The following is a 24,125-nucleotide window of genomic DNA, read 5'->3' as shown; positions in this document are numbered from 1 at the left end:
CTTATTCTTCTTAAAAATAGTAAATATTTTGGTTTTATAATTAGTTGGTTTTGCTAAGTGATTTAGGGGTTTCCTTCGAGTCATGTTCGACATTTGTTCGGGGATTCTTCGGTAAAAGCCAGTATTTATGAAGAAAACTCGAACAAATCCCGAAGGAATATCGAATGAAACCCAAAATAAAACGCCACAATTCAACTAAGAATTGTGGCGTTTTAATAAAAGTTTTTGAGGATTAGACTCCGTTAAAACTCGCGTTTACCGAATTCACTTTCTATAAACTTCGATTTGTTTTTACCATTTTTAAAGGTGTATGATAAGTTGATAAATACCATGTCTACCTCGTAAACGTAGTTGGTTGTTGTATAAAATTCACCTGGTCTGTATGTGGTGATCCGTTGCTCGTTCGTGTTTAATAATCCCATATCGATGTTTTGCCATTGTAGTGTTGCGGTTAGGGCATCATTAAAAAAAGACTTTTGAAAAGTTAAATTCGGTGAATAAAATCTGGAATCTTCACCTTGAGCGGTTACGCGTTCAGACAGGTAGTTAAATGTAAATTGTAAAGAAGCATTCTGCCAAAAGGTATATGTAGAATTCAGATTAATAGAATATTGTGTCGATTTTGAGTCTACAGGTTTGTTGTCGAAACTGCCGTCAATTGCGTAATTATAAATATTGGCACCGATAAAATTACTCCAGTTTTTAGCCAGCTTTAGTTCGGTACCCAATTCAAGACCAATAGCTTTGGCTTTACCAACATTTGAATAAATTCGGTTTAAAATGGTGTCGTTGTAAATGGTATTTACACGGTTTACCAGATTTTTAGTGTTTCTGTAATAGGCTGTAGCACAAACAGAATTACTGCCTTTCATTTTTTTGTTGATTCCTAATTCAACTAAATCAATAAATTCTGGTTTTAGTTCTGGGTCTCCTTGCTCTAAAGTTTCAGAGTGTTCACGCTCAGGAAATGGATTCATTTTAAAAGTGGTGGTACGTTCCACTCGTTTACTGTAGGCTGCTTTTATATTAGTTTTTTCGTTTATAGCATATTGAAGCGAAGCCGAAGGATATAGTTTCGTGAAATCGTAGTTGTAGGTTTCATCAATGGTATTAGCTTTATCTTTCAATGTTAATTCACGATCCATAACTTCTAAACGCACCCCAGCTGAATAATTCCAATGACCTTGTTTTCCGTTTAATTGCGAATAAAACGAGTTGATCCTACGAATTAAATTCACTTCACTTGAAAATTCTGGAACTAAGGTAAAATCATCGTTAAAATCGGTACGTCGTTCATAAATAAAATCTCCGGTATGGTCTAAATTACGGAATTGATACCCTATTTCTAACTGACCGAAATTAAATGGTTTAAAGCTATAATCAACCTGCACACGAATACCGTGTAACGGATTGTCATTTGTATTGTATTCATCCTGATAAAGGATTGAATTGTCGGGGTAACCTAAATTTTGATTCACTGTCGGGCCTCCCAACAAGGTGTATTCGTAAAGCACCGAAGTTGAAAGTTTAGAAGTGTTTTTAAACGTGTGATCGTAGTCTAAACTTCCTAAAGCAAAATCACTTTTGCGATTTCTTAAATTGTGATTGTAATACTGAAAGGTGTACAATAGGTTGTCGCTATCGGCTGGAGAAACGGCATGATTATCGTAATACACAATATCGGCTAAACGGTCTTTATCGCGTTTTCCTGCAAAGAATCCCAAAGAAAACACATTGGTGGTATCTGGTGTAAATTCCACCGTAAAGCGTCCGCTATAATTGGTTTCATCAAAACTACGTTCTCCAGTAGAAGGAAACTGGGTTTTTACATCGTCGATAATGGTATACACATCACCTTCGCGGCGCCCCCCCAAATCGTTACGCTGGTAATTAGCACTTAACGATATATTCCAAATGTCTGTTCTAAAATTGTAAGTTCCGTCAATTCCGTAACGCTGGTGGGCTTTGTCGTTTCCATAATTTTCGATAGAAGGTAGCCCGCCTTTTACATTAATTTGTCCGTAAGCACCATTCGCAGCTCCTTTTTTAGTGATGATGTTTAGCAAACCTGCTTTTCCTTCCGGGTCGTATTTTGCTGAAGGCGCTGTAATAACTTCAACACGTTCGATGGCATTAGCTGGTAGCTGAGCAATTAAACTGCTAGCATTGCCTTGAAGCGGTTTACTGTTTAGTAAAACAACAAAACCGTTAGAACCACGAACACTAATATCACCCTGGCCATCAATACTTACCGATGGCAGATTTCTAATAACATCAATTCCAGAACCACCTTGAGCACTTTTAAATTCATTAGCGCTAAACACCTGACGGTCAATTTTATTCGTTACCGTAGCTTGTTTTCCTTTTACAACAACCTCGTTTAGAGAGGTTCCTGGGCTTAATTTAATACTGCCAATATTTATGTTTTGGTTACTATGTTTAACGTTAATGTTATTAATGGTTTTAGCATCATAACCGATAAATGACGCTATAAGGTAATAATTACCTTTTTTTAGATGCTTAATTTCAAAACGACCATGGGCATCTGTAACCACACCGGTAATCATGTCGTTAGTGTCTTGATTGTGAATTACAGCTGTGGCATATTCTAAAGGTGTATCGGTTTCATCTAGAATAATTCCTGTGATCTGAGAATAGCTCAACTGGCAGGTCATCATGAAAGCTAATAAGAATAAAAATCGAATGGGGTTTAGCATAAATTTATGTTTCAATTAAGCCGTGCAAGCTACAATTATGAATTGATTCATTTTGGTTTAAATGAAAAATTAATGGTAAAATTTACAAAGTCATTTTTTGTTTTCTATACTTTAAAGGGGTTAGGGATGTATGACGTTTAAAAAATTTGGTAAAGTTAGAAGTGTCTTTAAATTCTAAACTGTAAGCAATATCACTTACGTTTTTAGAAGTATATAATAACTGCCGTTTTATCTCCCTTATTAAATGCTCTGCAATGATGTCTGATGCCGATTTTTTATAAGTCTTCTGGCAAATGGTATTGAGGTTTTGAGCACTTGTATTCAGCGCTTCAGCATAAAAGGCAACATTGTTTTTAGGAGTTTCAGATAACATTTGAATAAATCTGCTATCTATATCGCTTGAAACTATTTTATGGATTTGATTGGTGTATGACAATATTTTGGAGAATAAAGCCTTTAGGCCACCTTCAATAACATTGTTATCCGGTTTTTGGTTTTTCATTTCCAGACATAAAGCCTTAAACAAAGCATCTAAAATGGGGGTATTATTTAATTTTATGGCATCAAAGGCGGATAGTCTGTTTAATAGAATGGGGATAGAAGCATCTAAAACGGTGTTTAAGAACTTCTCTTTTATAATGATAACATAGCCATTAGGAATCGTGTCTATATGCCAGTGATGCACCTGATTTTGATGAATTAGAAAAACGGTGGGTGGGAGAATAGGGTGTGGAGTTGTGTCTAGATAGTGAAATCCGCTACCTTCAGTAAAATATACCAACTCAAGGTATTTATTATGCTTATGGGGTTTTGTATAACGTTTATTAATATCGAAAGCTTCGATTTTTAAGAAATCGGAAGAGGATATTTTATCGTTAATACGAATGTCTGCCTGTTGCATATTAAATACTTTTTTCCGCAAATTTAACAGGAAACAGTAATGTTATGGTAGAGAAATTTGTCTATTATAGTTTAAAAAGAGTCTATAACTTTTAGAGAAGTTATTTCTTTAATGTAAAAAAGCCACAATTCAATTAAGAATCATGGCTTTTTTAGTACTAAATAATTTCTACATTACTCGTAAGTCGAGAGCATTGTTTATTTGTCAATCGAACCTAAAACGCGACCCATAAAATTGTTAAGGGCTTCTTTTTTAGGCGTACCGTCTTTAATCATTTTATTAACTTCAACAGCACCGTACATATTAGAGATTAGCTCTCCAATAACGTCTAATTCTTCGTCTTTTAGCGAAGGAACTTCGGTTAATGCTTCAAGAGTTTCGATAGTTTCGATTACGAAATCTTCATCGTTCTCTTCAATAAACTGCGTTAAATGCTTAATTACTGGTAACTTCATTTACTAAATCTTTTAAAACTTCGAATTTGTTTGTTTGTACTTGATTTACAAAAGCACCGGCTTTAAAAGTTGCGAATGTAGGTAAGTTATCTACAGTTGCTAATTTTCTTGATTCCGGGAACTTTTCAGCGTCAGCCATTACAAACGTAACGTTTTCGTTTTCTGTTGCTAATTTTTTAAATTTAGGCTTCATAATGCGGCAGTTACCACACCATGTAGCAGAAAACTGTACAACTACAGTATCGTTTGATGATACAAGTTCTGTTAAATTATCTTGTTCTAATTCCTTAACCATGGTTAAATTAGTTTAATTGTGCTAAGTACTCTGCAGTTCCTTTAGCGTTAGCTTGCATAGCTTGCTTACCTTCTTCCCAGTTAGCAGGACAAACTTCACCTTTTTCTTGAACGTGAGTTAATGCGTCGATTAAACGTAAATATTCGTTAACGTTTCTTCCTAATGGCATATTGTTAATGCTCTCGTGTTGTACTAAACCGTCTTCGTCGATTAAGTAAGTAGCACGGTAAGTTACGTTGTCTCCTTCAACTTGAACTGTACCAGTTTCTTCGTCGTAAGTTTCTTTAGTGATATCTAAAATACCTAAAATGCTAGATAAGTTTCTGTTGCTATCTGCTAATAATGGGTAAGTTACACCTTCAATACCACCATTATCTTTAGCAGTGCTTAACCAAGCAAAGTGTACTTCTGGAGTATCACAAGACGCACCAATAACAATAGTGTTACGTTTTTCGAACTCACCTAAAGCTGCTTGAAAAGCATGTAATTCTGTAGGACATACAAAAGTAAAATCTTTTGGGTACCAGAATAAAAGTACTTTTTTCTTGTTGTTAACTGCTTCTTCTAAAACGTTTACTTGGAAAGTATCTCCTAAGTCGTTCATTGCGTTAACATTTAAATTTGGGAATTTTTTTCCTACTAATGCCATGTTTTTTTATTTAAAGGTTATTTGTTTTTAACGATGCAAATATAGAAACGAGACAGGATTTATTCGATTAATAAAATCTTAAAAATCTATTGAGTAATAGGTTTTAATTATGGAAACGTATTATGGTTATAGTATGGTGTTATTTATCAGTAAGTTGTCTTATTTTAACTGATAATGCCGCAAATAATAAAGTTGTAAACGGACTTAACCAATTGAAGATGGCATACCCGGCATAATGTAAAGTATCTACACCTAAAACGCCACTTTGGTAAGCACCACAAGTATTCCAAGGAATAAGAACTGAGGTTACAGTTCCTGAATCTTCAAGCGTACGACTTAAATTTTCAGGAGCAAGGCCTTTTTCTTTATAGGCGTTAGCATACATTTTTCCTGGGATAACAATGGCCAGATACTGATCGCTGGCACTAATATTTATTGCCAAACAACTACCAACGGTACTTGCAAACAGGCCAAAGGTGCTATGAAAAACTTTAAGAAGTGATGTGGTTATTTTCGCTAAAGCGCCTATACCATCCATAATACCTCCAAATACCATTGCGGAAACGATTAAAAGTATGGTCCAGATCATGCCTTGCATACCGCCTGAAGCAAATAAATCGTTAAGCTTTTCATTTTCGGTAGTAATTTGTGTATCGGTTAAAATGGCATTTATTATACTACTCAGTTTTGTGTCTGATAACTGATTTAAAATATCGGGTTGAAAGATGAATGAAAATACCGCTGCCAATAAAACTCCGGCACTTAAAGCTATGGTTGGTTTGGTCTTAAATAGGATTAATGCGATAACCACAACAGGTACAATAAAAAGTAAAGGTGTGATTTTGAATGTTTGTTCTATAGTAAGTAATAAGCCACTCAAATCCGCATTCCCGGAGGTTTCAATATTTAAACTTAAAACAGTAAAAAACACAAGGGTTACAATTAGCGTCGGCACCGTGGTGATACTCATATAGCGAATATGTGTGAATAAATCTGTTCCAGCCATGGCAGGAGCTAAGTTAGTCGTATCACTTAATGGTGACATTTTATCTCCAAAATAAGCACCTGAAATTACAGCACCCGCAATCATACCTGTGTCAATACCTAAAGCTGTACCAATACCAACTAATGCGATACCAACGGTAGCAGAGGTAGTCCACGAACTTCCGGTTGCGATCGAAATAATAGCACAAATAATTACCGATGCCGGTAAGAAAATAGTTGGGTTTAGCACTTGTAAACCGTAATAAACCATGGCAGGAATTACACCACTGATTAACCAGGTTCCAGCTAAGGCACCAACTAAAAATAAAATGATGATAGGCGTAAAAACACTTTTTAGGTTTTCCCAGATTTCTTTTAGCATAATTTTGATGCTAACTTTATTAAGAAACCCTACAATAGCCGCAACGGCACCACCCAGTAATAAAATAATTTGATTGGTGTATGTTCCAAACCATTCCTGACCGTCTACAAAAAAGATGTTATAAGCCAGCATACTCATAAGAATAAGAACAGGAATTAAAGCTTCCTGGATCCTTAATTCTTTGTTTTTAATGACATGTATGTTACCGGCTTCAAATTCAGAAATATTTTTGTTGTCGTGCATTGTTTAGGAATTAGAATGTAATGTTACAATTTTGCAAGAAGTTACGCAAATTCAATTTCAGTAGGTAAAATAAAAAAAGACAACCTAAAAAAGTTGTCTTAATGTTTTTTTATTTAAAATGGTTTTAAACCATTGACGGTTGAAGAACACCTAGTTCTTCCATGCATTTTCGCATTATCGAATATGTGCGTTCTATATCGGCATCTAAACCAATGGAAAATCTTATTAACCCATCGCTTAAGCCCATTTTTTGTTGCTCTTCTATTGGAATTTCTGAAGAAGTAGATGTTCCTGGTGCCGAAAATAAAGTTTTGTAAAAACCTAAACTAACCGCTAAATAGCCTAAGTTTTTATGTTGCATGAGTTCCATTAGGGCGTTGGCAGTATCTAAATTACCAACATCTATGGTAAGCATACCTCCAAACCCATAAGTTTCATTCATCATGCTTTTAAATAATTCATGAGACGGATGCGATTCTAAACCCGGATACACAATTTTTAAACCATCAGCTTCAAATTTTTTAGCCAACAAGAAAGCATTTTTACTATGTTGCTGCATGCGTATATGTAATGTTCTTAAGTTTTTTAAAATGGATGCCGAACGCAGACTATCCATGGTTGGCCCCAGCAACATAGCTGCTCCGTTATTTACATTTCGTAAATCGTTAATAAAGTCCTGTGTGCCACAAACTACGCCGCCAACGGTATCGCTGGAGCCGTTTATGAATTTTGTTAAACTATGAATTACCACATCGGCACCTAAGGTCTTTGGAGCAATAGACAGGGGCGAAAAGGTATTATCGACCACCAGTTTCAGGTTATGCTTTTTTGCGAGTTTGGATAAGCATTTAATATCTGCAACTTCTAATAACGGATTACTTACAGATTCACAGTAAATAACTTTCGTGTGTTTTGTTATAGCAGCTTCAACAGCATTTAAATCTGTAATATCTATAAATGAAGTTGAAATATTAAATCGAGGCATGAAGTTTTTCATAAAGGCATAGGTTCCGCCGTAAATCGTACGGCTTGAAACAATATGATCTTCGCTTCCGCATAATTGCAAAAGCACCGAAGTTATCGCACCCATTCCTGAAGCTGTTACATTGGCAGTCTCAGTGCCTTCCATGGCAGCAAGGGCTTCACCTAAATATAAATTGGAAGGCGAGGAGTGTCTGGAGTACAGGTAGCAACCATCGGCATTGCCCTCAAAAGTATCGAACATGGTTTTTGCCGATAAAAACGTATAGGTTGATGAATCGGAAATGGATGGGTTTACACCTCCAAATTCACCAAAGTACTGTAAATCCTGAATGTTATTTGCGGGTTTAAAAGTCATAGCGGTTTGTGTTTAAAGTAGACTTTAAATTACAAGTATTTAGAAGGAATTACAACAGTTTTGTGATATGTTAGATTATAAATCTATAATTTAGTGTTTATGTAGATTATTTTAAAGGTGTTATAGTCTCGAATGAATTTTTAATGAAAAATTTTCTGTTATGATTTTTGATAAAACAGATAAAAAGCTATTGGAGCTTTTACAAACCGATAGTAAACAAACCAACAAGGAACTGGCTAATAAATTAAATTTATCGGTTACTGCCGTTTACGAGCGCATTAAGAAACTTGAAAAAGAAGGCTTTATTAGTAAATATGTAGCTTTAGTAAATAAGCATCAGGTAAATAAAGCCTTTGTGGCATTTTGCCATATTAAACTGGAAAAGCATGCGCAGGATGTGGTTATAAAATTTGAAAATGAAGTGGCAAAATTAAATGAAGTTTTGGAATGTCATCATATCAGTGGTGAGTACGATTACCTGCTTAAAGTTATGGTTGAAGACATGACATCTTTCAGGGAATTCATGGTAACCAAACTCACGAGCATCAGTCATATTGGGAGTACACACAGCATGTTTGTGATTAATGAAGTGAAATATAGTACAGTTATAAACTTCGAATAATATGAAAAGGATTACTAGAGTAATCAATAAATACCTATTTAGTGAAATCTTTTTTATACTTTTATTACACTTAAAAAATCACAAACCAATTACATATGAAAAAATTAAGTTATGTATTTCTTGGTATCGTTATAGGAGGGTTGCTCACCTTCTTTTTAACGCCCAAACCAATTAAAGAAGCCGTACCAATAGTTATGAAACCCAAAGGGGTTATTCCGCAAGCGGAAGCTATTAAACTGAATAATAACTGGACGAAGTACCGGAAAAAAGCAGTCGATTCGGCAGCTAAAGCACAAGGGGCTACTAAAGATGATACCCGTTCTGTAGAATGGTCTTTGAGTGATATTCAGGACTATTTAGCCTGGGCACAGCAGGAAGCAGATACTTTAGGATATACCATGACAGGTATTCGCGTGTATCTTGGGGTGTATGGTAAAAATGCCGGTCAGGCTAAAAAAGATTTAACGACCATGTTTATTGCACCTATTGGTAAAGTGAACAAAGCACAAGCTAGTATTCTTAATTTAAGAGGTGATGATGATGAAGACCTTCCTGTAGACCCGCTTAATGAGGGTAATGGAGGTAATGGAGATTATCCTTAACATGATATAAATAGCCTCGTATTGGAAGATTTCTTACTTAAAAATTATTCTTTAATTACTAGCTTAGTAGAATGTTTAGCAGCTGTAACAGGTTTAATACTTTATGCAAAGTACAGACATACAGCTGTTAAATATTTTATTTGGTTTTTAGTGTATTTGTCTATTTGCGATTTTTTTAGTCTCTATACTTTTTGTATAAAAAATGACGGGATCTTTAGCTTTTTAGAAGGTACAGCTTTGGTTTCTAACTATTGGTGGACCACGTTATACTGGAAAATTGGGGCTATTCTGTTTTTTGGTTTTTATTACAACCAAGTTTTAACCAATTCTATTTTCAAAAAAATTATTAAAAGCAGTACCTATAGTTTTTTACTGTTTTCAATAGGATATATTTTAACGCACTGGCAAGCTTATTTTAAAGTTTTTTTTCCAATAATAAGTGTCTTAGGAGCTATCGTAATTTTTATGTGTAGTATTTTTTATTTTCTTGAGATTTTGCTGAGCGATAGAATTTTAACATTTTACAGGACGCTGGATTTTTATATTAGTTTAGCCATTTTTATTTGGTGGTTGATAGTGACTCCAATTGTATTTTATGAAATTTATGGTTCTCATGGTGATGAAAATTTTAGAATTACAAGAAAGTTATTGTATTTAATAGCTAATGTATTTATGTATTTAACTTTTACTTTCGCTTTAATGTGGTGTAGACCCAAAGGAGATGTTAAACCTTCATTAAGCTAGGTCTAAACAAATGGAAGATTTTTTACTTAAAAATTATTTCTTATTAACCACTGTTGTTGAATGTTTAGCAGCTGTAACTGGTTTAATACTTTATAAAAAGTATAAACATACAGCTGCTAAATATTTTATATGGTTTTTATGGTATTTATCCATCTGTGATTTTGCCAGTAATTATACCTATTGTATTAAAAACGAAGGGCTTTTTAGCTTTTTGGAAGGCACAGTTTTTATAAACAATTATTGGTTTGGAACATTGTATTGGCATATTGGAGCTATTCTTTTTGTGTCTTTTTATTTTCGAAAAATTTTAATTCATACCGTATTTAAAAACACAATTAAATATGCGACTTATATTTTTGTATTAATGTCGTTTATATGGATTTTTACCCATTGGGATGCATTCTTCAAAATGTTTTTTCCTGCTATTAGTGTAAATGGTGCTTTTATTGTGTTCATGTGTATCATGTTTTATTTTATTGAAGTGTTGCTGAGTGATAAAATTTTAAACTTTTATAAGTCATTAAATTTTTACATCAGTTTCTCGTTTTTTATTTGGTGGATCATTACAACGCCTTTTGTGTTTTATGGAATTTATTTTGGAGGTGGAGACATAGTGTTTAGAAATTTACAAAGCCTAATATATTTAATCGCGAATATGGTTATGTATTTAACCATTACTTTTGCTTTAATCTGTTGTAGACCGGAGAATGAAACAGAAGTTTAATTTATGTTTAAAACGTTTTTTAATATGCTACAAACCACAGAACGATTAGCCAGTACGGCTTCAGAACGATATTTATTAATTTATTCCGTGTCGGTATTATTTATCGTTACCGCTTTGGTGGTTATATTTTTTGTCGTGTTTTTAAAACGAAAAAACAAACTGATGCTGGAAAAACTCGAGCAGGAACAGGCTTTTGAAGCAGAAATAGTGCAGGCACAAACTGAAACGCAGGAACAAACCCTTAAAAACGTAGGGTGGGAGTTGCACGATAATATCGGGCAATTACTGTCTTTTGCCAATATGCAGCTCAGTATTTTAAAAATGCAGGTAGATAATGAAACCAAAGAAAAATTTAAAGACACTACCGAAGCTTTAAAAGAAAGTCTAGCCGAAGTTCGCGCACTTTCAAAAACCTTGAATAATGAAGTGGTGCTTAATCAAGGATTTGAAAAGTCGATTACCAACGAGTTAAACCGAATGAAGAAACTGAAATTCAAATCGGCGGAACTGGAAATTATTGGAAATAAAACTGAGTTTAAAAACCGAAAACACGAAATCATTATATTCAGAATTATTCAGGAATTTTTATCAAATTCAGTAAAATATTCGGAAGCCGATAATATTAAAGTCCGATTGAACTATCAACCAGAAAATCTAATCGTTACTTTAACAGATGACGGCAAAGGTTTCGATGTCGATGAAGCCGAAAAAGGCTCCGGATTAATTAACATGCGCAGCCGCGCCACTTTAATAAACGCTGACATTAACCTGCAGTCTCAAGAAGGAGAAGGGGTAAAGTTAATATTAAATTATCCCCTTTAGTTTTAGTCTGAGTAATTGAAGAGCTCCTACTTACAGGCGTCCCAAATCGGATCGTTAGGTAGTGGCGCCGTAATACTTACAGGTTCTTTTTTTACGGGGTGTTCAAATGTAATATGTCTGGCATGCAAATGGATGCTTCCATCTTTATTACTACGGTCAAATCCGTATTTTAAATCCCCTTTTATCGGGCATCCAATATTCGATAATTGCGAGCGAATTTGATGATGTCTTCCGGTTTCCAGATTCACTTCAAGCAGGTAATAATTATCGAGTTGATTTAAAGTTTTGTAGTGTAAAACAGCTTTTTTGCTGTCTTTTACTTCCTTAGGAAAAGCGGTGGATTTGTTATTCTTTGGGTTTTTCTTTAACCAGTTAATTAAGGTGTCACTTGGTTTCGGAGGTTCGTTTTTTACAATAGCCCAATAGGTTTTATGTATGTCTTTCGATACAAAAAGGGCGTTCAAGCGTGGTAAAACCTTGCTGGTTTTAGCAAAGATAACAAGCCCGGTAGTAGGTCTGTCTAAGCGGTGTACGACGCCCAAATACACATTACCGGGTTTGTTATACTTGTCTTTTATATACGCTTTAACAACGTCGCTAAGTGGTTTATCTCCGGTTTTATCGCCTTGCACAATATCTCCAGCTCTTTTATTTACCACAATAATGTGATTGTCTTCAAATAAGACCTGGAGGTTGGATTTGTTAGATAAAACTTTAGACATCTCTAAGCGTTAGAAATTAATATTGCTCTTGATCACTAGGAAAATCAAGGGTTTTCACATCGTCAACATATTGAGAAATAGCCGAAGTCATGCCTTCGTATAAATTCATGTAACGACGTAAAAAACGCGGATGGAATTCATGAGTCATGCCTAACATATCGTGAACTACTAACACCTGACCATCAACACCATTACCAGCGCCAATACCAATAATTGGAATGCTTACACTTTCGGCAACTTGTTTCGCTAATTTCGCCGGGATTTTTTCAAGAACAATCGCAAAACAGCCAACTTTTTCAAGCATTTTTGCATCTTCAATTAAGCGTTTAGCTTCTTCTTCCTCCTTAGCACGAACGGTATACGTTCCGAATTTATAAATCGATTGTGGTGTTAATCCAAGGTGTCCCATAACTGGAATACCAGCGTGTAAAATACGTTTAATAGATTCTTTTATTTCTTTTCCACCCTCAAGTTTAACAGCGTGTCCCCCGCTTTCTTTCATGATCCTAATGGCAGAACGCAGGGCTTCTTTTGGGTCACTCTGGTAAGAACCAAATGGTAAATCTACAACAACCAAAGCACGTTCAACAGCACGAATTACTGAAGACGCATGATAAATCATCTGATCTAAAGTAATAGGTAATGTGGTTTCGTGACCTGCCATAACGTTACTGGCAGAATCCCCAACAAGGATCACGTCAACACCAGCACCATCAACAATTTTAGCCATGGTATAGTCGTATGCCGTAAGCATCGAAATTTTTTCACCATTAGCTTTCATGTCAACTAAAGTTTTGACTGTAATACGTTTATATTCTTTTTTTGCAGTAGACATTGTATTAATTTTTTAAGATAGAGTGCAAAAGTACTAAAATGTTAGTCGATACCACAGGTTTGTTTAAGCCATTTTATAGACTTTTCGTTGGTTTCAGGAAAACGCCAGTGTCCTGAAATAGGCGTGATGACGATTTCTTTTTTAGCGTTGATACTATTAAACGCTGATAATACGGATGTTGGTGGACAGGTGTTGTCATTATAACCAGTAGAATAAAAACCAGGAATACGGATGCGTTTAGCGAAGTTTACCACATCGTAATACTGCATAGTATTTAGTTTTTCAGGAGTCGCAAATTGGTATTTTGAACTGAACATATGTGGCCACCCACCGGCACGTTGGTTTAAATATCCAGAATTGTCGCATAGAGCAGGATAGAAGGCTGAAACCGCAGTGACGCGTTTGTCTAAAGCAGCAGTAATCATACTTAAAGCCCCACCTTGACTGCCTCCGGTAACCACCACGTTTTTACTATCAAATTCAGGTAAACTGGTTAAAAAATCAATAGCACGTACACAGCCTAAATAAACACTTTTATAATAATACTGGTCTTTGTCATCAAGATTAATGCTCCAGTAATCGCCTATGGCATTACTAATCGATTTGTAGTCTTGTTTAGATAATTCAGGGGATATGCCGTGAATTTCTGTTGTAAAACTTATAAAGCCTTCTTCTGCAAAGGACGTTATGGCATTTATTTTTTTAACTCCGGCACCTGGCGGATTAAACAAAACCGGATGTTTTTTATTGTCCTTAGGTTTGCTTAAATAACCGTAAATAAATTTTCCTTTTTTGTAATTCTGTAATCGTACTAAATATACATCAACCGCAGGCGTAGAGAATTCAGGTTTATGAGTCGTTACAGGCTCTAAGGGAATTGATTTGTTTGTTTCTATAGCTTGTTCCCAGAAGGCATCAAAATCTTTCGGGTTTTCTAGTGTTGCCTGAATTTCGAAAGGGGAGAACCCAACTTTTACCTGATCTCGGTAGGTGTGCCCATCAATAATGGTTTTGACTTTTAGTTGTCTAAAACCTAGGGTTTTCAACGTGCCAATATTGATTTCTGCTGTTCCGGTTTTTAACAGGAGTTTACCCGTTTTGTCAGGAAGCATTTCGTCATTACCAAATTCGTAAATTACTTTTGTATTATTTACTGGAATGCCATATTTTAAAACTGCAATCTTTACGATGGCATTTTCTTTTAAATTGTAATTCCAATCGGAGTGATTTGGTGTTAAAACAAACTGCACCAACTTAATTGGTGCAGGAGAATTTTGTGCATTTATAAATAAGCTATTAAAGAGGACAACAAATAGTAACAGCAATTTTAAATATTTCATGCTTTTACTTAATTAATTCACCATTAACTTCAACGTTATTAAAGGTAACATTTTCAATAATTGACTTGTCGTATGCGCCATTTTTAGCCGTTACTTTAATGTTTTCGAAAGTGAAATTTGAAAGTTTGTCATATTCGGTAATTTTCATGTCGTAAAAGATGTCACAGTTTAAATTAATGTTTCTCATGGTAATATGATCAGAAAAAGACAATGGTACATCTTCACGACCTTTTAAATCGAAAAACTGAGTCCAGGGCTTAATATAAATAAAACTGTGGGCTTGTCCGGTAATATTTTCAACAGTTATGTACTCGTAATGTTGAGCCGTATCCGGACGCATTTTTAACCATAATAAACGTTTGGCATCGGTAACTTTACAATTACGCATGACAATGTTTTTGTTGTGTATAGCTTCACTTCCGTTTGTTAATGCCGCATGACAGAAACCAAACTCACAATCTTCAATAATAATGTTTGTGTTTTCGCCGTTACTTGCATCTTTATCTGCCCATGGGCCTTTTCCACCTTTTAAAGCAATGGCATCATCGTTAACCGCCATATAACACCCTTTTACTAAAACATTGTTACATACATCAATATCAATAGCATCAGTACTTGGGGCTTTTATAGGTTTGTGTGGCGAGGTAATACGTAGGTCTAAAATTTTCACATTATTACATTGGTAGTAGTGACTTGACCAGAACCCTGAATTGCGCAGTTTTACATCTTGTAACTGTACATTGTTGCATTTCCAGATAAAGACTAAACGCGGTCTTGATACTTCTAGATTGGTACATTTCGGGTTTTCTTCACGGCGTTTCCAAAAGGCTTTCCAATAGTTTAATCCGTTACCATCTATGGTTCCGGTTCCGGTAATGGTAAATCCGTCAACAGCTTTAGCATTGACTAAGGCTGCAAAATATTCAATGCTTTGTCCTTCAATTCTTGAAGGAATGAATGGGTAATCGTCGATATCGTCTGAACCTTTTAAAACAGCACCTTCTTCCACATGTAAATGTGTATTAGGTTTAAAAAATAATGCGCCACTTAAAAATACACCTTTAGGGATCACTACAACACCACCGCCATTTCGGTATGCTTCATCGATAGTATGCTGAATAGCTTCAGTTTGTAATTTAGTGCTATCGATTACACAACCGTAATCAGTAATAGAATAAAATTTACCTAAATCGGGAGGATTTATTTTGGAATCGTCTTTAAACCAATCTGAAATTGGCGTGCTATCAGGAAAAACATCTTCTTGATTTGATGTTTCAGAGGTTTCAGAATGTGATGTTTTTGTTTGTTGGTTACATGAAAGCAGTAACAATGCAATAATTAGAAAACTAATCTTCTTCATTTTAAAGTCTTTATATTTAGTAAGGTTTTACAGTTGGGTTTTAAGCTTATTTTAGGCAAAAACGTAAATGTAATAAAAATAGAATGTTCTGTTAAACTTTTCTTTAAATGAATGAATACCTGACTGTTTTGATTTAATTTTAGTAAAAACTGAACTTTATGGCACGCTTTATTTTTTATCTCGTTTTACTCATTACCTCAATGCTTTACGGACAAGAAGATGAAGAATTAAAAGCTAAATATGCTGTTGATACGTTTTTTGAAGGTTTTCATAAGGGGGATACTACCCTAATGAAGTCTGTTATGATGGATGATGTTATTTTGCAAACCACATATACAACGAAAGAAGGGAAGGCTATTTTAATGACAGATAAACCTGATAAGCTTTTTGAAGCCATAACCAAAAGAACCAGCGATCAAAAATGGAATGAACGCCTGTTAGATTATAAAATACAGGTGGATGGCAATATGGCTAATGTGTGGATACCCTATGAATTTTGGTATAATGATACATTTAGTCATTGTGGTGTAAATAATTTTCAGTTGTTTAATGATAACGGCACCTGGAAAATTATTTATTTAATTGATACGCGTCGCCGACAAGGTTGTAATGAAGGTTAAACTAACAGTCCACTAAATTAACGCCAATAGCTAAGCCGCCTTCAGAGGTTTCTTTGTATTTGGAATTCATATCTTTAGCGGTTTCCCACATGGTTGAAACGACCTTGTCTAAAGGTACTTTGGCATTTGCGGGATCGGTGTCTAAAGCTAATTCGGCGGCATTAATAGCTTTAATAGCACCCATAGAGTTTCGTTCTATACATGGCACTTGAACCAAACCACCGATAGGATCGCAGGTTAAACCCAAATGATGCTCCATCGCAATTTCGGCAGCGATTAAAACCTGTTCAGGGGTACCTCCTAAAAGTTCGGTTAATGCTCCCGCAGCCATGGCAGACGATACACCGATTTCGGCCTGACAACCACCCATAGCAGCAGAAATAGTGGCGCCTTTTTTAAAGATGCTGCCAATTTCTCCGGCCACAAGTAGAAATTTTTTGATGTGGTTAAAATCAGCCTGATGATTTTCAATAACCATGTAATACATTAAAACGGCAGGAATAACACCTGCACTTCCGTTTGTAGGCGCTGTTACTACACGCCCTAAAGAGGCATTTACTTCGTTTACACTCAGAGCAAAGCAGCTTACCCATTTTAAAATAGCCCGGAATTTTACTTCGGTTTTACGAATGGTTTCAAGCCATTCCTGAGGGGTGTTATATGGTAAATCGCCTTTAAGTTTCTGGTGTACATCATGAGCACGACGTCTTACATTTAAACCTCCGGGAAGATTGCCTTCGGTATGACAACCAATATACATGCATTCTAGCATGGTTTCCCAAATACGTTTTAGTTCAAAGTCAATTTCAGCTTCAGTTCTTATTGATTTTTCGTTTTCTAAAACGATATCTGAGATGGGTAAATTTAATTTTTTAGAATAGTCGATAAGATCGGTTCCTAAAGTAATAGGATATGGAAACGATTTTAGGAACTCTTTATTTCTTTTGGCATTTTTACGTTCTTCTTTTACAACAAAACCGCCACCTATAGAGTAAAAGGTCGATTTTTTGTTTTTACCATCAATTCTTGCTGTAAATACAAGGGCATTGGCATGGAATGGCAGAAATTTTTTGTTGAATTTTATATTTACCGAAGAATCAAAATCTAAAGACTTTTCATTGTTAAACTGAATAGTTTTAGAAGATTTAATGGTATCTATGATCGTTTGAATATTTTCTGTCGGTACAGTTTCGGGGTCAGCACCACTCAAACCAAGCATTATGGCATAATCGGTAGCATGCCCTTTTCCGGTTAAACTTAATGAACCATAAAGATCTACAGATATACTTTCAACGGTATCGAAACGGTTTTTTTGCTTTAATTCGTTAATCCATTGCTCGGCAGCACGCCAGGGCCCAAGCGTGTGCGAACTTGAAGGTCCAACACCAATTTTTAGCATATCAAAAACCGAAATACATTCCATGTTGTAAAATTTGAATCCTCGCAAATATACAAGAACTTGTGTACGGTTTTTAGTTAAAAAAACTTTAAAAAAACGTAAAAACCCCTTTTAATTAAGGGGTTTTAAGACACTTATGTTTTTTGTTTATTGCGCTTTGAAAGATTGAATATTTAGAGATTCAATAACATTATTGTAGTTATTTAAATCTAATCCATCTACATTATCTGCAGGAATAACCACGACACGGAATACCTGGTTTTGTGTCCATTCACTAGCTAAAATACTAAAGTCGATATCGCCATCTAAAAAGAAACGGACATCGTCCTGAGTAAAGTCGAAATTGTAAATTAATGTCCCTTCGTTGAAATAGGTTGTTTGCGGTAATGCACGCCAAATATCCTGACCATTATCGGTTTCCCAAGAAATGTAAACCATAACCACATCGGAAGGGTAGACATCGAAACCATAGTTTTCAATATATTCGTAGTTGTTGGCGGCATTAAAATTTATTTCAATTTCAAAAGCACTGGCAACAAATAATCCACCATCGGAACCTGGAAGCCCAGGAGGTCCTTGAGGACCTTCACAAGCTAAAAAGCTTATGGATAAAGCGAAAAGGTAAATAAGTTTTTTCATAGCTAAGTATTTATTTGTAATAAATTTACGAATACTTTTTTAATTAAAACGATTCACCAATTCTGAAATAGATTCCCCAATCGCCTTTACCTACGGCGGCATCGAGTCCTATATTGAATTTCATTCCACTAAAAACATTATAACGATAACCAACGCCGAAACCAGGGTACGCATCCCAATCGAAATTTTCGTTTGTTGAACCATAAATGGTTGCGATTCCAGCAAAGCCAACTACTCCCATTTTTTGATTAAAATTGTAGCGGTACTCTCCTTGAAGAGAAATTAATCCATCTCCACGGTATTTCCCTTCAGAATACCCGCGAATATCCTTGCCTCCAATAGTTTCCTGTTGCTCAAAGGGTACATCTCCTAAACCGAATTGACCAGAGAAACGTGCAGCAAGTACATCATTGTTTTGGCGCATAGGAAAGTAGGTGTTGTAGTTGGTGACAAATTTATTGGCACTATTTTCATTACCAAACCATTCAGGATAAGTGATTAACCGAACCTGAGTATTGATTCCTTTGGTTGGGTAATACTGTGAGTTCCTAGAGTCGTAAAGCATATTTAGCTCTACTGCATTTGTTTTTGTTTTAGATGCAGGTTGTACATCATCTTCGTATACGGTATCAAAAAAGGAATAAGTATAGGTAAGCCCGCCATATAGCGATTCAGTAATTTTACGTTTAACCGCAATGCTTGCCATCGTGGTTTTGGTGTCGTAATCATAAAACCCACTAACATCAACATCTTCCATGAAAAACTGGGAAATATGAGTTCCGGTAACGGCAAAAAATGCTACACGCCATTTATTCTCATTCAAAAACCAGCGGTTAAAAACGGTTGCAAAGTACGATCCGTTTGTCGTGTAAACGCCGGCAATACCAGACATAGACTTAGGAGAAATACTGTCATTTGGGTTTAATCTGTAATTTGCCATAGGAATAACACCTAGCATGACTTTTAAGTTTCGGTTATAACTTATATAGGGCATTATTTTTAACTCAATCTTTTTTTCTTTGGTTGAGTCTTTGTGCTTTTTGTCATGTGACGTGCTTTCTTGGGCGTTTGCTATAAAAAAACACAGGAACAATGTTACTAGTAGACTTAGTTTTTTAATCATTATGGTTAGTCAATAAGTTTACTTCTAATATACTACCATTTTTGTAATTAAAAAAGTACAATCATAGAATAGTTCTTAATTATGAGTATTGTTTTTAGACGGATAAATTACTAAAGTGACATGATGTCAGTTTTTTTGAAATGGCATAATCATTGACTTTTAGCTAACGAATTTAAAAATGAACATTCAACACAATTAATAAAAAATATTATGAGTAAAATTATTGGAATCGATTTAGGAACAACAAACTCTTGCGTTTCTGTAATGGAAGGTAACGAGCCGGTTGTAATCCCAAACGCAGAAGGTAAGCGTACTACACCATCAGTTATCGCTTTTGTTGAAGGAGGAGAAATTAAAGTTGGAGATCCTGCTAAACGTCAAGCAGTAACTAACCCAAACAAAACGGTTTATTCTATTAAACGTTTTATGGGTAATAAATATTCTGAATCACAAAAAGAAGCAGAACGCGTACCATATACAGTAGTAAAAGGAGATAACGATACACCACGTGTAGATATCGATGGTCGTTTATATACACCTCAGGAATTATCAGCTATGATTCTTCAAAAAATGAAGAAAACGGCTGAGGATTATTTAGGTCAGGATGTAAGTGAAGCAGTAATTACTGTGCCAGCTTACTTTAACGATTCTCAACGTCAGGCTACAAAAGAAGCTGGTGAGATTGCAGGTTTAAAAGTACGTCGTATTATTAACGAGCCTACAGCAGCGGCTTTAGCTTATGGTTTAGATAAAAAAGGTACAGACCAGAAAATCGTAGTATTCGACTTTGGTGGTGGTACACATGACGTTTCTATTCTTGAGTTAGGTGATGGTGTATTTGAAGTATTATCTACAGATGGAGATACGCACTTAGGTGGTGACGATGTAGATGAGAAAATCATTAACTGGTTAGCTGATGAGTTTAAAGCTGAAGAAGATATGGACTTACGTAAAGATGCAATGTCTTTACAACGTTTAAAAGAAGCTGCTGAAAAAGCTAAGATTGAATTATCATCTTCTGCTCAAACAGAAATCAACTTACCGTATATTACAGCTACGGCTACAGGACCTAAGCACTTAGTGCGTACGTTAACTCGTGCTAAATTCGAGCAATTAATCGACGATTTAGTAAAACGTACTATCGCGCCATGTGAGTCTGCATTAAAAGCTGCAGGTTTAAGTAAAAGTGATATTGATGAAGTTATCTTGGTAGGAGGTTCAACTCGTATTCCTGCAGTACAAGCGGCTGTTGAGAAATTCTTTGGTAAAGCACCAAGTAAAGGAGTTAACCCAGACGAGGTAGTGTCTTTAGGAGCAGGTATCCAGGGTGGTGTATTAACAGGAGATGTTAAAGATGTATTATTATTAGACGTAACCCCATTATCATTAGGTATCGAAACTATGGGTAATGTTATGACTAAGCTTATCGAAGCAAATACAACAATCCCTACTAAAAAATCACAGGTATTCTCTACAGCGGCAGATAACCAGCCATCGGTAGAAATCCATGTGTTACAAGGTGAGCGCGCTATGGCGGCTGATAACAAAACAATCGGACGTTTCCACTTAGATGGTATTCCACCAGCAAAAAGAGGAACACCTCAAATTGAAGTAACTTTCGATATCGATGCAAACGGTATTATTCATGTTACAGCAACAGATAAAGCAACAAATAAAACTCAGGATATCCGTATCGAGGCATCTTCAGGATTAACAGAAGAAGAAATCCAAAAGATGAAACAAGAGGCTGAGGCTAATGCTGAAGCTGATAAATTAGCAAAAGAAAAAGCTGAAAAATTAAACGCTGCTGATGCTATGATTTTCCAAACAGAAAATCAGCTTAAAGAGTTTGGTGATAAATTATCAGATGATAAGAAAAAGCCAATTGAAGATGCGTTAGATGAATTGAAAAAAGCTTTCGAAACTAAAGATGTTGCGGTTATCGATCCAGCTTTAGAAAAAATTAATGAAGCATGGAAAGCAGCTAGTGAAGAGATGTACAAAGCACAAGCTGAAGCTCAGCAAGGTGGTGCGCAAGCAGGACCTGATGCAAGTCAAAACGGACAAGCAGGAGAAGCAAGCGATGTAGAAGATGTTGATTTCGAAGAAGTGAAATAAGATATTAGTAATCTATATTGTAAAAAGGCGGGTTTAAAACCCGCCTTTTTTTGTTTGTAATATTGTTAGGCGTAAAATTTAAATTTGTATTTAATTAAATTAAAATTTGTAACCTATTGTGTTTACTGTATGTAAATAGATTCTTAGGTTTTGGAGATTCCGTTTTTTTGTGATATTTTGTGTTAAATTTTAAAAATATCGATAAAAAGCTTGTTTTTGACGATTAATTACATATTTTTGTAAAATACAATCCCTAAATGTTAACCATGAAAGTGAAAATTATTTTATTCAGTTTTAGTTTTTTCTTAGCAGTTGGTGTAGGATACGCTCAACATAAGAAAGATGAGGCGCTAAATATTATTAGTGCAAAAGTGGCTATTAAAAAGTATCATAGTAAAGATGAGCTGGACAGAATGCCAAAAGGTGATTTATTGGGTCTTTATATGGAGCGTATAGAGAGTCTGGTTAAAATGTTGCCGTATATTGCTTTCGCAACCAAACCAGGTGTTACTTTGGAGACCTTGGGGATACCAAATGACAAGGATAATAAACATGCCTTAGAACATCAATTTAAATCAACAGATGAATATTTAGAAAATACAGGAGAATTTCACAAGAAATTTTTGCCGTATTCAGATACTAATAAATTAATTTCAGCTATTATTTTCTATGAGGATATTATGAAATCCTTACATGAGTATAGCGAATACAATTAATAAAACATAAAATAATATAAAGGTCTTCGGGTTTGTTTTCAAGCTTGAAGATTTTTTTTGAAAACAATTGATGTTTTTAATGTGGTTGAATTCTATTGAAAGTGCTGAGCTTTGAAATTTGATGTATACAATGACATTAAAAATTAAATAAATCAAAAATATATTACAGAATCTTACAGTTTAACGGCTGTTAATCTCTTAAAATTTTGTTAAAAAGTGTATTTTAACGAAAAAAAAGGTATTTCATGGGATATTTTTATATTTTTGGTTATATATTTGAAGTAAAATCTTATTAGTTTTAATCATAAAACCGTAACTATGAAAAACTTTACTCACTCAATATGGATATTCCTTCTTGCATTTGGGAGCTTGTTCGCTCAGCAGGAAAAGGGAATTATTGGTTCTGATAACTGGTTGTATGGCTGGACTGATTTTAGGTCTAATACATCTGATTTCGGAGAAGCCACACAAATATTAGCCGGAAACATTACAGAAGATACTAAGTTAACCAAGCGCGATGTGTATTTATTATTAGGTAATGTATTTGTTACTAATAATGCTACACTTACTATTGAGCCTGGAACGGTTATTTTAGGTGATTATGATTCTAAAGCAACTTTAACTATTGCTAAAGGTTCTGCAATTATTGCTGAAGGTACTGAAACCGATCCTATTATTTTTACTTCTAACAGAAGTTTAAAAAGAGCAGGAGACTGGGGAGGAATTATGATTTTAGGTGATGCTCCTACAAATAAATTCGGAAAAGGTTCTGTGATTTCATATTATAATAATCTGAATTCATCATCTTATCCATATATTAATTATGGAGGAGAGAACCCAAACAGTAATTCAGGTATTTTAAAATATGTAAGAATTGAGTATGCTGGTAAAAAGCAAAAAAACGGAACACAGTTAAACGGTTTGTTACTTGCCAGTGTAGGTAGTGAAACTGTTTTGGAAAATATTATGGTGTCTTATGCTGCTGGAAATTCATTTGAGATTTGGGGCGGAGAAGTAAATATGACTAAAATGGTCTCTTACCGTGCAACAAATAATGATTTCAAATTTAACTACGGAGCTCAAGGTGTATTAAATAATTCATTAGCAGTGAGATCTCCTTATATATCTTCAAGTACTGCAGGTACAAGATGTTTATACGTATCGTCTTTTGATAAAATAGAGGATGTAGATTTTACCAAAAAGCAAACCAGCGTTGTTGCTAAAAATTTAACCATGTTAAATAATAGTGATGATTTAAAAGCAGATATCGATAAAGGATTGGTGAAGGAAGCGGTTTATGTAGCACAAAGTGCGTCATTAGATATGAATAAGAGTGTGATTTCAGGATTTAATCCAGCAGTTATCTTCGAAGATAAAATAGCTATCAACCAAGGAAACTTAGAAAAAATTAAGTTTACAGATATGTATTTCAATAATTGTAATGGAAATATATTTGTAGAGAACAATTCTAATAATGAGGATCTTGAAAACTGGTACGGAAACAGTGCTTTCTTTAATGTATATTCGAAAAGTCAGAATTCTGAAACGTTTATCGATCTAAAAAATGAAAGACGTCCAGATTTTAGATTACGTATTAATAAAATTATAGCATCAAACGAAAAGGACTAACCACGGTTCGGTTTAATTTGATTAAGATTTAATAAGAAAATTATAGCTCCAGATCTTTTAATCCCAAATTTACTATTAATATAAATAAGAATTCCTTTGCTCTGTGGTTTTTAAAAAACTAGGAGCAAAGAATTTTTGGTAATAG

At 34.9% G+C, this 24,125-nt stretch carries 23 protein-coding genes; 9 read left to right on the top strand and 14 right to left on the bottom strand.

What is annotated here, in order from left to right:
* Positions 1-242 precede the first annotated feature (242 nt).
* The 7 genes from NO995_RS09030 to NO995_RS09000 all read right to left on the bottom strand — a co-directional run bounded on the left by NO995_RS09030 (position 243) and on the right by NO995_RS09000 (position 7,965).
* Positions 243-2,717: a TonB-dependent receptor domain-containing protein gene (locus NO995_RS09030; RefSeq protein WP_258227214.1), complete on the bottom strand. Its 2,475-nt coding sequence runs from the start codon at positions 2,715-2,717 to the stop codon at positions 243-245.
* 82 nt (positions 2,718-2,799) lie between these two features.
* Positions 2,800-3,618 carry an AraC family transcriptional regulator gene (locus tag NO995_RS09025; protein WP_258227213.1) on the bottom strand — a complete coding sequence of 273 codons (819 nt, stop codon included), beginning with the start codon at positions 3,616-3,618 and terminating at the stop codon, positions 2,800-2,802.
* A gap of 197 nt (positions 3,619-3,815) precedes the next feature.
* A complete protein-coding gene (locus NO995_RS09020; RefSeq protein WP_188221844.1) occupies positions 3,816-4,073 on the bottom strand; it encodes a DUF6952 family protein in 258 nt (85 codons plus the stop codon).
* The gene (locus NO995_RS09015; RefSeq protein ID WP_240574288.1) at positions 4,054-4,368 is read right to left on the bottom strand and encodes a co-chaperone YbbN; all 315 of its coding nucleotides are present in this window, start codon (positions 4,366-4,368) and stop codon (positions 4,054-4,056) included. Before NO995_RS09015 ends, NO995_RS09020 begins: the two co-directional genes overlap by 20 nt.
* Before the next feature lie 7 nt (positions 4,369-4,375).
* Positions 4,376-5,017 carry a peroxiredoxin gene (locus NO995_RS09010; protein ID WP_240574285.1) on the bottom strand — a complete coding sequence of 214 codons (642 nt, stop codon included), beginning with the start codon at positions 5,015-5,017 and terminating at the stop codon, positions 4,376-4,378.
* A gap of 139 nt (positions 5,018-5,156) precedes the next feature.
* Positions 5,157-6,626, bottom strand: a complete 1,470-nt coding sequence (gene nhaC / locus NO995_RS09005) for a Na+/H+ antiporter NhaC (protein ID WP_258227212.1) — start codon at positions 6,624-6,626, stop codon at positions 5,157-5,159.
* Positions 6,627-6,750: 124 nt separating this feature from the next.
* On the bottom strand, positions 6,751-7,965 hold the full coding sequence (locus NO995_RS09000; protein WP_258227211.1) for an aminotransferase class I/II-fold pyridoxal phosphate-dependent enzyme: 1,215 nt from the start codon (positions 7,963-7,965) through the stop codon (positions 6,751-6,753).
* A gap of 160 nt (positions 7,966-8,125) precedes the next feature.
* On the opposite strand from NO995_RS09000, the gene NO995_RS08995 reads away from it, so the two are divergent.
* From NO995_RS08995 to NO995_RS08975, 5 genes are all read left to right on the top strand, one after another.
* A complete protein-coding gene (locus tag NO995_RS08995; RefSeq protein ID WP_258227210.1) occupies positions 8,126-8,587 on the top strand; it encodes an Lrp/AsnC family transcriptional regulator in 462 nt (153 codons plus the stop codon).
* Between the two features lie 95 nt (positions 8,588-8,682).
* Entirely contained in the window at positions 8,683-9,189 is a 507-nt protein-coding gene (locus tag NO995_RS08990; protein WP_258227209.1) for a hypothetical protein, read from the top strand.
* A gap of 21 nt (positions 9,190-9,210) precedes the next feature.
* Positions 9,211-9,933, top strand: a complete 723-nt coding sequence (locus NO995_RS08985; RefSeq protein WP_258227208.1) for a hypothetical protein — start codon at positions 9,211-9,213, stop codon at positions 9,931-9,933.
* A 10-nt stretch (positions 9,934-9,943) separates the two neighbouring features.
* On the top strand, positions 9,944-10,657 hold the full coding sequence (locus NO995_RS08980) for a hypothetical protein (protein WP_258227207.1): 714 nt from the start codon (positions 9,944-9,946) through the stop codon (positions 10,655-10,657).
* Between the two features lie 24 nt (positions 10,658-10,681).
* Positions 10,682-11,479, top strand: a complete 798-nt coding sequence (locus tag NO995_RS08975) for a sensor histidine kinase (RefSeq protein WP_258227206.1) — start codon at positions 10,682-10,684, stop codon at positions 11,477-11,479.
* A gap of 26 nt (positions 11,480-11,505) precedes the next feature.
* Here the strand turns inward: NO995_RS08975 and NO995_RS08970 are convergent, their stop codons facing one another.
* Genes NO995_RS08970 through NO995_RS08955 form a run of 4 tightly spaced genes read right to left on the bottom strand, consistent with a single transcriptional unit; the run spans position 11,506 to position 15,736 of the window.
* Positions 11,506-12,201 (bottom strand): RluA family pseudouridine synthase, encoded by a 696-nt coding sequence (locus tag NO995_RS08970; RefSeq protein WP_240574249.1) that lies wholly within the window; start codon positions 12,199-12,201, stop codon positions 11,506-11,508.
* Between the two features lie 16 nt (positions 12,202-12,217).
* Positions 12,218-13,036, bottom strand: coding sequence for a 3-methyl-2-oxobutanoate hydroxymethyltransferase (gene panB, locus NO995_RS08965; RefSeq protein ID WP_188215535.1), 819 nt, complete (start codon positions 13,034-13,036; stop codon positions 12,218-12,220).
* Positions 13,037-13,077: 41 nt separating this feature from the next.
* Positions 13,078-14,376, bottom strand: a complete 1,299-nt coding sequence (locus tag NO995_RS08960) for an acetylxylan esterase (RefSeq protein WP_258227205.1) — start codon at positions 14,374-14,376, stop codon at positions 13,078-13,080.
* A gap of 4 nt (positions 14,377-14,380) precedes the next feature.
* Positions 14,381-15,736 carry a glycoside hydrolase family 28 protein gene (locus NO995_RS08955; RefSeq protein WP_258227204.1) on the bottom strand — a complete coding sequence of 452 codons (1,356 nt, stop codon included), beginning with the start codon at positions 15,734-15,736 and terminating at the stop codon, positions 14,381-14,383.
* A gap of 158 nt (positions 15,737-15,894) precedes the next feature.
* Here NO995_RS08955 and NO995_RS08950 point away from each other — a divergent pair, with 158 nt between their 5' ends.
* Positions 15,895-16,356: a nuclear transport factor 2 family protein gene (locus NO995_RS08950; protein ID WP_258227203.1), complete on the top strand. Its 462-nt coding sequence runs from the start codon at positions 15,895-15,897 to the stop codon at positions 16,354-16,356.
* A 1-nt stretch (position 16,357) separates the two neighbouring features.
* On the opposite strand, the gene NO995_RS08945 is transcribed toward NO995_RS08950, so the two are convergent.
* From NO995_RS08945 to NO995_RS08935, 3 genes are all read right to left on the bottom strand, one after another.
* Entirely contained in the window at positions 16,358-17,779 is a 1,422-nt protein-coding gene (locus NO995_RS08945; protein WP_258227202.1) for an L-serine ammonia-lyase, read from the bottom strand.
* A 123-nt stretch (positions 17,780-17,902) separates the two neighbouring features.
* A complete protein-coding gene (locus NO995_RS08940) occupies positions 17,903-18,394 on the bottom strand; it encodes a hypothetical protein (RefSeq protein ID WP_258227201.1) in 492 nt (163 codons plus the stop codon).
* Positions 18,395-18,437: 43 nt separating this feature from the next.
* The gene (locus NO995_RS08935; protein ID WP_258227200.1) at positions 18,438-19,388 is read right to left on the bottom strand and encodes a BamA/TamA family outer membrane protein; all 951 of its coding nucleotides are present in this window, start codon (positions 19,386-19,388) and stop codon (positions 18,438-18,440) included.
* 339 nt (positions 19,389-19,727) lie between these two features.
* On the opposite strand from NO995_RS08935, the gene dnaK reads away from it, so the two are divergent.
* From dnaK to NO995_RS08920, 3 genes are all read left to right on the top strand, one after another.
* A complete protein-coding gene (gene dnaK / locus NO995_RS08930) occupies positions 19,728-21,635 on the top strand; it encodes a molecular chaperone DnaK (RefSeq protein WP_258227199.1) in 1,908 nt (635 codons plus the stop codon).
* 266 nt (positions 21,636-21,901) lie between these two features.
* The gene (locus NO995_RS08925; RefSeq protein WP_240574195.1) at positions 21,902-22,351 is read left to right on the top strand and encodes a hypothetical protein; all 450 of its coding nucleotides are present in this window, start codon (positions 21,902-21,904) and stop codon (positions 22,349-22,351) included.
* Positions 22,352-22,669: 318 nt separating this feature from the next.
* On the top strand, positions 22,670-23,980 hold the full coding sequence (locus NO995_RS08920) for a hypothetical protein (protein WP_240574192.1): 1,311 nt from the start codon (positions 22,670-22,672) through the stop codon (positions 23,978-23,980).
* Positions 23,981-24,125: the final 145 nt, after the last annotated feature.

This window comes from Aestuariibaculum sp. M13, assembly GCF_024723255.1.
Taxonomy (GTDB): Bacteria; Bacteroidota; Bacteroidia; order Flavobacteriales; family Flavobacteriaceae; genus Aestuariibaculum; species Aestuariibaculum lutulentum.
This window is presented reverse-complemented; position numbering and strand designations above follow the sequence as displayed.